Genomic DNA, 13,446 nt, shown 5'->3' with positions numbered 1-13,446 from the left:
GAAGGCCCTGTGCTAGCGTGAAGCGCATGCCCGGCCCCACGCGCGCACCGCTGAAACACTGGCTGTTCCACTGGCCCAGCCTGCTGACCTGCCTGCTGTGCGTGGGCGTGGTGCTGGCCACGGCCGATCTGCGCGCCACGGACCGCATCGAGGCGCAGCGCCGCGAGGTGCAGCGCCTGCTGAGCGAGGCGCAGGCCCGGCTGGATCTGGTGGTGGAGTCCACCTTCAGCCCGGCGGCCGGCTTGGTGGTGCTGATCCGCGTGGATGGCGACCTCAGCGCCGAACGCTTCGGCCGCCATGTCGAGGCCCTGCAGGCCGAGCGGCCGCAGGTCCGCAATGTGGTGGCCGCACCGGACGATGTGGTGCGCCTGGTGCACCCGCTGCGCGGCAATGAAAAGGCCTTGGGGCTGGACTACCGCACCGTGCCGGCGCAGTGGGCCCAGATCGAGGCCGCGCGCAGCGCCCACCGCAGCCTGATCTACGCGCCGGTGAAGCTGGTGCAGGGCGGCTTGGGCGTCATCCAGCGCAACCCGGTCTTCGTCAACACGCCGGAGGGCGAGCAGTACTGGGGCTCGGTCTCGCTGGTGGCCGATCTGCAGCGCTTCATGGCCCTGGCCCAGCTGCCCGAGCGAGAGCTGCAGCTGGGCCTGTTCCAGCAGCGCCCCGATGGCAGCGCGGGTGAGGCGATCTGGGGCGATGCCCGCTTGCCAACCCAGGACACGGCGCACGTGCCCCTGCGCCTGCCGGGCGCGCAGTGGTTGCTGCTGGGTCGCCCGCCGCAGGGCTGGCGGACCGGACGCGACTGGGGCGACCCCGCGGTGCTGGGGGTGGCGGCCGGTGGCCTGCTGGTCTGCGGGCTGAGCTTTGCCCTCGGCCAGCGCCGCCGCCTGCTGCAGCTGCGCAATGCCGAGCTGGCGCGTGAGATCGAGCAGCGCCGCCAGGCCCATGAGGAAGCCGAGGCTGCACGGGCCCGCTACGAGGGCTTGGTGGCCATGGCCTCGGACTGGCTGTGGGAGCAGGACGCGCAGTTCCGCCTGACCTACCTCTCCAAGAGCGATGCCAGCGTGCTGGGCTCGCTGAACACCCTGCTAGGCCTGCGCCGCTGGGAAGCCCCGAACCTGCTGCCCGGGCCGGACTGGGCGGCCCACCGCGCGCAGTTGGAACGGCACGAGGCCTTCCGGGACTTCGAGTACAGCCTGCTCGGGCCGGACCGGCAGGTCATCCACGTCAGCGTGTCGGGGGCACCGGTGTTCGACGAACAGGGCCAGTTCTGCGGCTACCGCGGCACTGGACGGGACCTGACGGCGATCCGCGCGGCCGAGCTGGAACTGCGGCGCTCCAGCGAGGAGCTGGGCGAGGCCCACGACCGCCTGCAGGCCCTGTTCGACGCGGCGCTTGAGGTGGCCATCATCGCCACCGATGCCGACGACCGCATCACCGTCTTCAACCGCGGCGCCGAACGCATGCTGGGCTGGCGCGCCGACGAGGTGCTGGGCAGCTCGCCCCACCGCTTCCACGACCCGGCCGAGATCGAGCAGCGCGCGCGCGAGCTCAGCGCGCGCTTCGGGCGGCCGGTGGCAAGCGAGGAAGTCTTCGTGCTGCCGGCGCGCGGCACCGGCAGTGAGACGCGGCTGTGGACCTTCCGCACCCGCAGCGGCCAGGCGCTGACGGTCTCGCTCACCGTCTCCGAGGTGCGCGACCGCGCCGGCAGCCTGCTCGGGCATCTGGGCATCGCGCTCGACCAGAGCGCCCAGCTCGCCGCCCAGCGCGCCGAGCGCGAGGTGGCGCAGCGCCTGCAGGCCCTGCTCGACTCGGCCATCGAGGTCGGCATCATCACCGTCGATCTGCAGGGCCATGTCACCCTCTTCAGCCGCGGTGCCGAGCGCCTGCTGGGCTGCAACGCCGCCGAGGCCCTGGGCCTGCAGGCACGCGAGTTCCACGCACGCGACGAGATCGAGCAGGAGGCCCAGCGCCTGAGCGCCGAGCAGGGCCGGCTGGTGCAGCGCCACGAGGTGTTTGAACGCCAGGCCGCCGGCCTGGACGGCGGGCACCGCCGCATCTGGACCTATGTGCGCCGCGACAACGGCCAGCACCTGCGCGTCTCGCACACCTTCACGCGCCTGCACGACCTGCAGGGCCAGCACATCGGCTACCTGGCCGTGGTGCTGGACATCAGCGAGCAGCTGCGCGCCCAGGATGCCCTGGCCGCCAGCAACCGGCGCCTGCAGGCCGTGCTCGATTCGGCCATGGATGTCGGCATCCTCGTGGTGGCGCTGGACGGGCGGGTGGAGCTTTTCAATCGCGGCGCCGAACAGCTGTTCGGCTACAGCGCCGCGGAGGTGATCGGCCGCAACGCCCTGATGTTCCACGACGCCCAGGAACTGCAGCGCCGCGCCGACACCCTGAGTCAGGAGCTCGGCCGGCCGGTGCACAAGCACGAGCTCTTCACGCTCAATCTGGATGCCGACGGCCACAGCAGCCTGAGCCACTGGGTCTATTTGCGCAAGAACGGCGAGCGCGTGCAGGGGGCGCTGCGCTTCAACGAGATGCGCGATGCCGATGGCCACCCGCTGGCCTACCTGGCCATCTGCCTGGACGTGAGCGAGCAGGCGCGCGCGCAGGCCCAGCTGGAGCAGCTGAACGCCGAGCTGGAGGCACGCGTGCAGGCCCGCACCGCAGAACTGCGCAGCGCCATGCAGACCCTGCAGCAGGCCCAAGACGAGCTGCTGCGCGCCGAGAAGATGGCCGCCCTGGGCTCCCTGGTGGCCGGCGTGGCGCACGAGCTCAACACCCCGATCGGCAACTGCCTGACAGCCGCCTCCACGCTGGAGGAACGCAGCCGCGATGTGCATCGCGCCTTCGAGGCCAACAGCCTGCGCAAGTCTGCCCTCGCCTCCTTCCTGGCCGAAGCGCATGGCGCCAGCGAGCTGCTGCTGCGCGGCCTGCGCAACGCCGCCGACCTGGTCTCGCACTTCAAGCAGGTGTCGGTGGACCAGACCAGCGAGCAGCGGCGCCGCTTTCCGCTTGCCACGCTGGTGGAGGACGTGCTCTCGGTGCTGCGGCCCAAGCTCAAGCATTCGCAGATCGGCCTGCACACCCGCATCGAGCTGGCGCAGGACCTGGACGGCTACCCCGGCGCGCTCGGTCAGCTGCTGACCAATCTGGTGCTGAATGCCCAGGTCCACGCCTTCGATGGCGTGGCCAGCCCGCAGATCTGGATCGAGGCGCGTGCGCTGGAAGACGGCGAGCACCTGGAGTTGCAGGTCAGCGACAACGGCGTGGGCATGAACGAGGAGGTGCGCCGGCGCGCCTTCGACCCCTTCTTCACCACCAAGATGGGCCAGGGCGGCACCGGCCTGGGCCTGAACATCGTCTACAACATCGCCACCGGCGTGCTGGGTGGGCAGGTGGAGCTGCGCTCCGCCCCGGGCCAGGGCACGAGCTTCATCTTCAAGCTGCCCCTGGTGGCCCCGCACGCCCGCGAAACCGCCGATGCCCTACGAGCGACCGGTTAAAGACGGGTGTCTTTCAGGGTGCCACCGCGGAACCGGCTTTGCCGGGCGGCAGGCGGCGCCCCCTGGAGGGCTGAGGCTGGACACGGGCAGCCCTGAGGGCTGAGCGTGCCTGCCGAAGGCCAAGGTCTCAGGCCTTGGCTGGCCCGTAGGGCGGCCGCCAGGCCGCTTCGGGGGGGACCTATGCACACCAGCGCCGCGCGTTCTGGAACATGCGGATCCACGGCGAGTGCGCCGCCAGATCCGCCTCGCCGCGCCAGCTCATCTGCGCATTGCGGAACACGCGCTCAGGGTGCGGCATCATGGCCGTGAAGCGGCCGTCCGGCGTGGTGACGGCCGTGAGCCCGCCCGCGCTGCCATTCGGGTTCAGCGGGTAGGCCTCGGTCGGCTGGCCGGCGCCGTCGACGAAGCGCATGGCGCGCTGCAGACTGGCGGCGTCGCCCTGCATGCTGAAGTCGGCCCGGCCTTCGCCATGGGCCACCACGATGGGGGCACGGCTGCCGGCCATGCCGGTGAAGAAGATCGAGGGCGAGTCCAGCACCTCGACCATCGTCAGGCGCGCCTCGTACTGCTCGGAGGCATTGCGCACGAACTTCGGCCAGGCCTGTGCGCCTGGGATCATCGCGGCCAGCGCAGCCAGCATCTGGCAGCCGTTGCACACGCCCAGCGCGAAAGTGTCCGGGCGGGCGAAGAAGGCCTCGAACTGGGCCTTCAGGCCGTCATCGAAGAGGATGGAGCGAGCCCAGCCCTCGCCGGCGCCCAGGGTGTCGCCGTAGGAGAAGCCACCGCAGGCCACGAAGCCGCGGAAGTCCTTCAGCGCCTGGCGACCGGACTGCAGATCGCTCATGTGCACGTCCACGGTCTCGAAGCCGGCCAGGTGCATCGCATAGGCCATCTCGACATGCGAGTTCACCCCCTGCTCGCGCAGGATGGCCACGCGCGGCTTGCTGGCGGCCTTGAAGGCGGCGGCCACGTCCTGCGCGGGGTCGAAGTTCAGATGGCGGTGCAGGCCGGGCGCCTGCGGATCGGTGGCGAGCGTGTATTCGGCGTCGGCGCAGGCGGGGTTGTCGCGCAGGCGGGCAATGCCATGGCTGACCTTCTCCCACTCCTGCAGGGCCTCGGCCAGGTTGAGCTTGAGCACGCACTGCGCGTCGCGCCAGACCGAGATCGCGCCATCCGTGCTGGGCTTGCCCACCACATGGCTGTGCGCGGATAGGCCGTGCTGGCGCAAGATGGCGAACACGGCATCGCGCTGCGCGGCGCTGACCTGGATCAGCGCGCCCAGTTCCTCGTTGAAAAGGGCCCGCAGGGTCTGCTCGTGGCGGCGGCCGCTGACCTGGGCCGCCCAGTTCTTGGCGTCGCCCATCTCGGCCCTGCTGTCGTCCACGCCGGTACTCTCGGTCACCAGCATGTCGATGTTCAGTGCCAGACCAAGCCGACTGGCAAAGGCCATCTCGCAGGCAGTGGCCCACAGGCCGCCGTCGCTCTTGTCGTGATAGGCCAGCACCAGGTTCTGTGCCCGCAGGGCGTTGATGGCGTTGACCAGGTTCACCAGCAACTCGGGCGAATCCAGATCGGGCACGGCGCCGCCGAACTGCTGCTGCGTCTGCGCCAGGATCGAGCCGCCCATGCGGCCCTGGCCCCGCCCCAGATCGACGGCGATCAGCACCGAATCCCCCTCGCGGGCCAGCTCCGGCGTCAGCGTGCCGGCCACCGTGGGGAGGCTGGCGAAGGCCGTGATGATGAGCGAGACCGGGGCGGTGACCTGCTGGCCGTCCCCGCCCTCGTTCCATTTGGTGCGCATGGACAGCGAGTCCTTGCCCACCGGAATGCCCACGCCCAGCGCCGGGCACAGCTCCATGCCCACGGCCTTGACGGTGTCAAACAGGGCCGCATCCTCGCCGGCCTCGCCGCAGGCGGCCATCCAGTTCGCGCTCAGCTTCACATGCCGAAGCTCGATGGGCGCCGCCAGCAAATTGGTGATGGCCTCGGCCACCGCCATGCGGCCGGAGGCCGGGCCGTCCACCGCGGCCAGCGGGGTGCGCTCACCCATCGCCATGGCCTCGCCGGCCAGGCCTTGGTAGTCCGCCAGGGTGACGGCGCAGTCCGCCACCGGCACCTGCCAGGGGCCGACCATCTGGTCGCGGTGCGTCAGGCCGCCCACGGTGCGGTCGCCGATGGTGATCAGGAAGCGCTTGCTGGCCACGCTGGGGTGGCGCAGCACGGCGCGTGCGGCCGGCTCCAGTTCGATGCCGTCGGCCACGAAGCGGCCGGCGTCGCGCGCCACACGGGCCACGTCGCGCGTCATCTTGGGCGGCTTGCCGAGCAGCACGTCCATCGGCATGTCGATGGGGGTGGCCTGCGGGTGCAGGGGGTCGTCCAGACGCAGCTGCTTCTCGTCGGTCACGCGGCCCACCACCGCAAACGGGCAGCGCTCGCGCTCGGCGAAGGCCTGGAACAGGGGCAGCGACTCCGGCGCAATCGCCATCACGTAGCGCTCCTGGCTCTCGTTGCACCAGATCTCCTTGGGCGCCAGGCCGCTCTCTTCCAGCGGCACGGCGCGCAGGTCAAAGCGGGCGCCCTTGCCGGCGTCATTCACCAATTCGGGGAAGGCGTTCGAAATGCCGCCGGCACCGACGTCGTGGATGGCGAGGATGGGGTTGTCCACGCCCAGCTGCCAGCAGCGGTTGATCACCTCCTGCGCGCGGCGCTGGATCTCGGGGTTGCCGCGCTGCACCGAATCGAAGTCCAGCTCGGCGCTGTTGACGCCGGCCGCCATCGAACTGGCGGCTCCGCCGCCCATGCCAATGCGCATGCCCGGGCCACCCAGCTGGATCAGCAGGGTGCCGGCGGGGAACTCGATCTTCTTGGTCAGGTCGGCGCGGATGGCACCGATGCCGCCGGCAATCATGATGGGTTTGTGATAGCCGCGCTGCACGCCGGCCACGGCCTGTTCGTAGGCGCGGAAATAACCCAGCAGGTTCGGACGGCCGAACTCGTTGTTGAAGGCGGCGCCACCGATCGGGCCCTCGATCATGATCTGCAGCGGGCTGGCGATGTGCGCCGGCTTGCTTTCCGGCGTTTCCCAGGCTTCGCTCAGGCCGGGCAGGCGCAGGTGGCTGACGGTGAAGCCCGTCAGGCCCGCCTTGGGCCGCGCCCCACGGCCGGTGGCGCCTTCGTCGCGGATCTCGCCGCCCGCACCGGTGGCCGCGCCCGAGAAGGGCGAGATGGCGGTCGGGTGGTTGTGCGTCTCCACCTTCATCAGCACCTGGGCCTGCTCGGTGCGGGCGCGGTACACGCCGTCCTCGCCGGGCACCCAGCGCTCGATGGTCGAACCCTCCATCACCGCCGCGTTGTCGGCATAGGCGATGACGGTGCGCTGCGGGTTCAGCTTCTCGGTGTTGCGGATCATGCCGAACAGCGAATGCGACTGGGGTTCGCCGTCGACGATGAACTGGGCGTTGAAGATCTTGTGCCGGCAATGCTCGCTATTGGCCTGCGCAAACATCATCAGCTCGACATCGCTGGGGTTGCGCTTGAGCTTGCGCGCAAAGGCGTCCAGCAGGTAGTCCACCTCGTCATCCGACAGCGCCAGGCCCCAATCCCGGTTGGCGGCTTCCAGCGCCGCACGGCCCTGGCCCAGTACGTCCACGCGCTCGAGCGCCTGGGCGTCCTTCTCGTCGAACAGATGGCGGGTGCCTTCCAGGTCCACCAGAACCGACTCGGTCATGCGGTCGTGCAGCAGGCCCGCGGCCAGCTGCCATTCGGCCTCGTTCAGGGGCTTGGCGCTGCCCAGCAAGGGCTTGTCCAGGGTCAGCAGGTACTCGGTCACGCGCTCCACGCGCAGGATCGGGAAGCCGCAGTTGTGCGCGATGTCGGTCGCCTTGGAAGCCCAGGGGCTCACCGTACCCAGTCGGGGCGTCACCAGAACCTTCGCCACCGCGCCATTCGGCGCGGGCGCGGCCGCTTCGCCGTAGCGCAGCAGCGCCGCCAGGCGCTCTGTCTGCGCCGCATCCAGGGCCTGGGCCGTGGCCACCCAATGCCAGTAGCGCGCCTGCACCGCCTTCACGCGCGGCAATACCGCCTGCAACTTGCCCAGAAGGGCCTGAGCCCGAAACGCCGACAAGGCGTTGCCGCCTTCGAAACCGTGCAGATGGTGGTGAGAAGCCATGGGGTGCGCGATAAAAAAGCGAGCCGCGCGAGTGGCGCGGCTGAGCTGGAAGGGGGATGCGGGATTCTACGGGGGCGGTTTACATCTGGGGACGGGCCCCGCCGCCGCGAAGCCTACGATGCCGCCCTGCTCCGCATTTCCGACCGTGCCCCCGGCACGGCCATGGTTCGATGTCCCGCCTTCCCTCCGACTGCCCTCGCCCCCCTGAAATCGACCGCCGCAGCCTGCTGCTTGGCACCGCGGCCGGACTGATGGGAGCGGCGGTCACGCCCGCATGCGGGGGCGGCGGATCGGCCCCGGCACCCACTCCGGCACCCACTCCGGCACCCACTCCGGCACCCACTCCGGCGCCCACTCCGGCACCCACTCCGGCACCCACTCCGGCACCCACTCCGGCACCCACTCCGGCACCCACTCCGGCACCCACTCCGGCACCCACTCCGGCACCCACTCCGGCGCCCAGTCCGGCGCCCAGTCCGGCACCCACTCCGGCGCCCAGTCCGGCACCCACTCCGGCGCCCGGCTCGGTCGTGGCCCGGCTCTGGGTCGAAAACCGGGGCAATGCCGGGGCGCGTTATTTCAGCGCTGGCCAGGCCTTTCGGCCCGGCGCCATCCCCGTCGGCCAAGTGCCTGCCAGCAACTTGACGCAGTTCCAGGCCGCCGTGCTGAACCGCTGGCCCGATGGCAGCGTGCGCTTTGCGCTGTTGGCGGGACGCCTGGAGATGGCCGCAGGGCAAAGCCAAATCATTGAACTGGTGGCCCGTGCGCCCGCAGCCGAAGGCAGCGCCGTCGGTGACAGCGCTCTGAGCACCCTGGACCTGCGCATGCGCTTCGAGGGCCAGGGCGAGGTGGCCTGGGACGCCCTGCACGGCCGCACCGCCACGCGGAGTGCCGCGGATGGCCAGTGGTCCGCCGGCCGCGTGCGCGAACTGGCCCGCGGCCCCTGGATGTCGGCCTGGCTCTACCGTGCAACCCTGCCAGGCTCCGACCAGCTCAGCGCCTGGATCGAGGTTCGCCTGATGGCCGATGGCGAATGGGAGCTGCTGCCCTGGCTGGAGAACAGCTGGTTCGACCGGCCCGGTGCGACCTCGTTCGCAGGGCGCCTGAGCCTGCAGTTGATGGGGCAGGAGCGCTTTGGCCAGACCGTCGAGCTGCCCCATCACTGCCGCGTGCCGCTGCTGAGCGGCAATCAGCCCTACCGCCGCCAGCCGAATGCCTGGGCAGCGGTGCGCCACGACACCGAGGCCCTGCAGCGCACCGGTCTGGTACCCAGCTACCACCCCGGTAGCAGCGCGAGCCTGTTGGACCGCCAGGTGCGCAGCTATGCCCCGATGAGCCAGCTCGGCTACCCCACCGCCATGGGCACCGCGGGCTATCACCCGTCGATCGGCTTGTTGCCCGAATGGGATGTGAGCTACCTCGTCAGCCAAGGCGATGCGCGCGCCTGGGATGCCGTGATGGCGCATGCCCTGGGCAGCGGACGCTACCCCTTGGTTCAACGGGACTCCGTCACGCTGCAGCCCCCCAGACCCGCGCAGTACCCGAACCTGGTGCTGCGCGGCGGCGCCGGCATCACGGGCACGGGCAGCAGCAGCACCGGCGCGTTCACACCGGCCGTCAGCGGCGTGGCTGCCCCCACATGGACCAGTACCCACCACCCTTCGCTGGGCTACCTGGCCTACCTGCTCAGCGGCTGGCACTTTTTCGGCGAGGCCACACAGTTCGCGGCGGCGGTTCACCACTTCAAGCAGACCGACACCACACGCCAGGGCGCGCAAGGCCTGCTGCTCAGCGAAGCCGGTGCCAACACCACGCGGGGCGCCGCCTGGGCCTTGCGCACCCTGCTGCAGGCCTTCCTGGTGAGCCCCGACGGCGATGCCCAGCGCGAGGCGTGGCTGGGCGTGCTGGAGGCCAATATTCAGGCCATGCACCAGCGCTATGTGGCGCGGCCCAGCCACCCGCAAGGCTTCTGCAAGCCCTACAGCGACTACACGAGCGGCGACAGCAAGTACATGCACGCGGCCTGGATGGAGGACTTCCTGACTGCCGCCTGGGGATACGTCAAGGCTGCGCGCCTGCCCCTGAGCCCCACCAGCCAGCAGCAGCTCGACGCCTTCTTTGCCTGGAAGGCGCGCAGCATCGTCGGGCGCTTCGGGGCGCCGGGGGATGCCAACGCGTTCCACTATGCCGACGCCGCGCAGTACACGCTGGCCATTGCGCCGTCCGACACCCTGAATTACGAAGACGGCAGCGGCCCGTGGTACGCCCATTGGGGCCAGATCTACCAGGCCACACTGGGCAAGGCCAATGTGGCCCAAAGCGGCGACAGCCTGCGCGGCGCCTACTTCCCGGACCCGACCAGCTACTGGGGCAATCTGCAGCCCGCGCTCGCCTATGCCGTGGAGCATGGCGTGGTCGGGGCGGCCGAGGCCCGTCAACGCATGACGACCGACCCGGCCTGGCCGCAGTTCATGGCCGCCCTGGCCAACGCCCCGGCCTGGGGCGTGCGGCCGGTCGGCTGATCAGGCGCCCTGCCCGGCTTTCATCTGGGCGACGGTGTCCTCGACCTGCGCGATCACCGCGCCCAGCTCGAAGCGGGTGAGCCGGCGCTCCTGCAGCACCCGCTCGCCCTGCACCCACACATCGCTGACGTGCTCGCGCGCGGCTACGTAGACCAACTGGGCATCGGGGTGGTAGACCGGCCGGCATTCGGGCGCCGAGAGGTCCACCGCGATCACATCGGCCAGCTTGCCGACTTCCAGTGAGCCCAGATCGTGCGCCCGGCCCAGGGCCTTGGCGCCGCCCAGCGTGGCCATCTCCAGGGCGCGGCGGGCGTTCAGCACGGTGGGCTGGCCGGTCGAACCCTTGGCCAGCAGCGCAGCCTGGCGGATCTCCTCGAACATGTCCTGGCGGTTGTTGCTGGCCGCACCGTCGGTGCCCAGCGCCACATTCACACCGGCACGGTCCAGATCGGCAATGCGCGCGATGCCCGAGGCCAGCTTGAGGTTGGAGCTGGCGTTGTGGGCGATGTGCACGCCGCGCTGGGCACACAGCTCGATCTCGGCGTCGTTCAGGTGGACCATGTGCACGGCGATCATGCGTTCGTTCAGCAGGCCCAGGCGGTCCAGGCGCTCCATGGGGCGAACGCCGAATTGCTTGAGTCCCCCGTCGACTTCGTCGGCCGTCTCATGGATGTGGCAGTGGATCTGCATGTCGTGCTGCTCGGCCATGTCGCGCAGCTTGACGAAGGTCTCGTCGCTCACCGTGTAGGGCGCGTGCGGGCTGCTGGTGAACTGCAGCAGCTTCTCGCCCTTGAACTTCTGGTAGGCCTCCAAGCCCTTGGCGATGTAGTCGTCCGGGCCACTGGCGTAACCGGTCGGGAAGTCGATCACATTGATGGAGACGGCGCAGCGGATGCCGGCCTGCAGCGCCGCCTCCGCCATGGCCTCGGGGAAGAAGTACATGTCGTTCAGCGTGGTCACGCCACCGCGCAGGGCTTCGGCGGCGCTGAAAAGCGAGCCCAGGCGCGTCCAGGCGTGGCTGACCCAGCGCTTCTCCAGCGGCCAGATGTGATGGTTCAGCCAGTCCATCAGGCCCAGGTCATCGGCCACGCCGCGCAGCAGGCTCATGGCGCTGTGCGTGTGGCTGTTGATCAGGCCAGGCATCAGCACATGCTCGGGCAGATCCACCCGGGCCGCATCGGCATGCGCGGCCAGCAGGGCCTCGCGCGCGCCGACGGCGGCGATGCGCTCGCCCTCGATCAGCAGCGCCTGGCCTTCCAGCACGCCTTCGCCAGGCTTCATGCTCAACAACCAGCGGGGCAGCAGCAGGGTCTTGTTCTTGCTCATCCTTCGTCTCCTTCTTGGAATGGGTCAGTCTTCAGTGGCGGGCCCAGGCTTGCAGGCACAGCTCGGTCAGGGCCTGTGCGTCGGCATCCACGGCGGCGGCGTGCGCGGGCAGTGCGTCCCACTCGGCCTGGCCCCGCGCCAGGCCCTGCCAGTCCTGCACGGTCTGGCCATGGGCGAGACCGCCCTCCACCACCCGCATGGGGCCGTGGCGCCAGCTGAAGGCCTCGGGTATCAACAGGGCCGCCACGGCAATTGCGTCATGCGCCACCAGGGCGGCCAGGCCGTCGCGGGTCTGGTAGTAGCCGGCGTAGGGCTGCGCCGCCTGCCACAGCAGCTCGGCCGCCGCCCCGGCCTGGCGCAGGGGTTCGAGTTCCGGCAGGGCAATGCGCACGCGCTGGGTCGCATCGAGGCCGATGACGCGCAGAGCGCGCCAGGGCGCCGCCAGAACCTCCGCGGCGGCGCGCGCATCGTTGTGGATGTTGGCCTCGGCGCAGGGCGTGACGTTGCCGGTGTAGCCATGACAACCGAAGGCCGCACCCATCACCGTGAGGCTGGCCACCCGGCCCGCCAGCGCCGGGTCCTGGCGCAGGGCCAGCGCCACATTGCTCAGGGGGCCCACGGCCAGCAGGTGCAGATCCGCATGCGCCCGGCTGGCCGCCAGCAGGGCCTCGGCCGCGTGCTGGGCCTGCGCCAGCGCGCGCGCCGGCGGCAGGCGTTCGGCCAGGCCGCTCATGCCATCGTCTCCATGCACCGCGGCGGCGTAGCGGGCCTGGCCCTGCAGCGGCTGGGCGGCGCCGGCGTGCACCGGAATGTCGTGGCGGGCGAACAGGCTGAGCAGGCGCAGCGCATTGCGGGTGGTCTGCTGCACGCTGGCATTGCCGAACACCGTGGACAGCCCCACCAGCTCGAACTCGGGGCGCGCCAGGATCAGGCCCAGGGCCAGCGCGTCGTCCACGCCGGGGTCGGTGTCCAGCCAGACCTTCATGCGCCCTCCTCCAGCCAGGCCTGCAGCTCGGCACGCCGCGGCATCGCGTCCTGCACGCCGGTGCGGGCCACCGCCCAGGCGGCGGCGGCCTGGGCGAAGCGCAGCGCGTCGGGCAGGGCCTGGCCCTCGCTGAGGGCAGTGACCAGGGCGCCGACCAGGGTGTCGCCGGCGCCGACGGTGTCAACGGCCCGGACGGCGCGCGCCGGCATGCTCAGCGTCTGCTGCGCATCAGCCCAGACACAGCCGGCGGCCCCCAATGAAATGAGCACGGCGGTAGGGCCCAGAGCCCGCAGCGCCGCCGCGGCGGCGACCGGGTCTTCGCGGCGCCCCAGCAGAGCCGCCGCCTCGCCCTCGTTCACCACCAGCACATCACACAAGGGCAGCAGTTCGCGGCCCTCTTCGCGGAAAGGGGCGGCGTTCAGCAGCGTGCGCACGCCGGCGTCGCGGGCCCGGCTGAAGGCACGGCGCAGCGCGTGGATCGGCAGCTCCTGCTGGGCCACCAGCCAGCGCAGGCCGGCCAGCGGCAGGTGCTCGACCAGGTCCGCACCCACCATCGCGTTGGAACCCGCCACGGTGACGATCTGGTTCTCGCCGTCCTCGGCGCCCACCACGATCAGCGCAACACCCGGGGTCTCGTCCACCGGCTGCTGCACCGCCTGCACATCCACCCCTTCAGCGCGCAGCTGCTCCAGCAGCACGGCGCCCTGCTCGCGCAGGCCGATGCGCGCCGCCAGCGCCACCCGCGCCCCCAGGCGCGCGGCGGCCACCGCCTGATTGGCGCCCTTGCCGCCCAGGCAGCTGGAAAAGCGCTGGCCGCGCAGGGTCTCGCCAGGATGGGGTAGGCGGGGCGCGTGCACGATCAGGTCGCGATTGACACTGCCAAGGATCAGGATGTGGGCATGCATGGTGCTGCGCATTGTGTGGTGCGCG

7 protein-coding genes are annotated in these 13,446 nt (G+C 70.7%); 2 read left to right on the top strand and 5 right to left on the bottom strand.

Annotation, left to right across the window (positions count from 1 at the left end):
- Positions 1-26 precede the first annotated feature (26 nt).
- Complete coding sequence (locus I7X39_RS01270) at positions 27-3,515, top strand: PAS domain S-box protein (RefSeq protein ID WP_232351655.1); 3,489 nt, start codon at positions 27-29, stop codon at positions 3,513-3,515.
- 178 nt (positions 3,516-3,693) lie between these two features.
- On the opposite strand, the gene purL is transcribed toward I7X39_RS01270, so the two are convergent.
- Together purL and I7X39_RS01260 are read right to left on the bottom strand one after the other, a co-directional pair.
- Positions 3,694-7,683 carry a phosphoribosylformylglycinamidine synthase gene (purL, locus tag I7X39_RS01265; protein WP_198109134.1) on the bottom strand — a complete coding sequence of 1,330 codons (3,990 nt, stop codon included), beginning with the start codon at positions 7,681-7,683 and terminating at the stop codon, positions 3,694-3,696.
- Between the two features lie 264 nt (positions 7,684-7,947).
- The gene (locus tag I7X39_RS01260; protein ID WP_198109133.1) at positions 7,948-8,190 is read right to left on the bottom strand and encodes a hypothetical protein; all 243 of its coding nucleotides are present in this window, start codon (positions 8,188-8,190) and stop codon (positions 7,948-7,950) included.
- A gap of 119 nt (positions 8,191-8,309) precedes the next feature.
- Between I7X39_RS01260 and I7X39_RS01255 the strand changes: the two genes are divergently transcribed.
- Entirely contained in the window at positions 8,310-10,205 is a 1,896-nt protein-coding gene (locus I7X39_RS01255) for a hypothetical protein (protein ID WP_198109132.1), read from the top strand.
- Here the strand turns inward: I7X39_RS01255 and I7X39_RS01250 are convergent, their stop codons facing one another.
- Genes I7X39_RS01250 through I7X39_RS01240 form a run of 3 tightly spaced genes read right to left on the bottom strand, consistent with a single transcriptional unit; the run spans position 10,206 to position 13,421 of the window.
- Entirely contained in the window at positions 10,206-11,531 is a 1,326-nt protein-coding gene (locus I7X39_RS01250) for a TRZ/ATZ family hydrolase (RefSeq protein WP_198109131.1), read from the bottom strand.
- A 31-nt stretch (positions 11,532-11,562) separates the two neighbouring features.
- Complete coding sequence (locus I7X39_RS01245) at positions 11,563-12,516, bottom strand: nucleoside hydrolase (RefSeq protein WP_198109130.1); 954 nt, start codon at positions 12,514-12,516, stop codon at positions 11,563-11,565.
- Positions 12,513-13,421, bottom strand: coding sequence for a ribokinase (locus tag I7X39_RS01240; protein WP_198109129.1), 909 nt, complete (start codon positions 13,419-13,421; stop codon positions 12,513-12,515). Before I7X39_RS01240 ends, I7X39_RS01245 begins: the two co-directional genes overlap by 4 nt.
- Between the last annotated feature and the right edge of the window lie 25 nt (positions 13,422-13,446).

Source organism: Inhella proteolytica (assembly GCF_016093275.1).
GTDB lineage: Bacteria > Pseudomonadota > Gammaproteobacteria > Burkholderiales > Burkholderiaceae_C > Inhella > Inhella proteolytica.
Note: the sequence above shows the minus strand (reverse complement) of the source record. Positions and strands in the feature narration are given on the sequence as shown.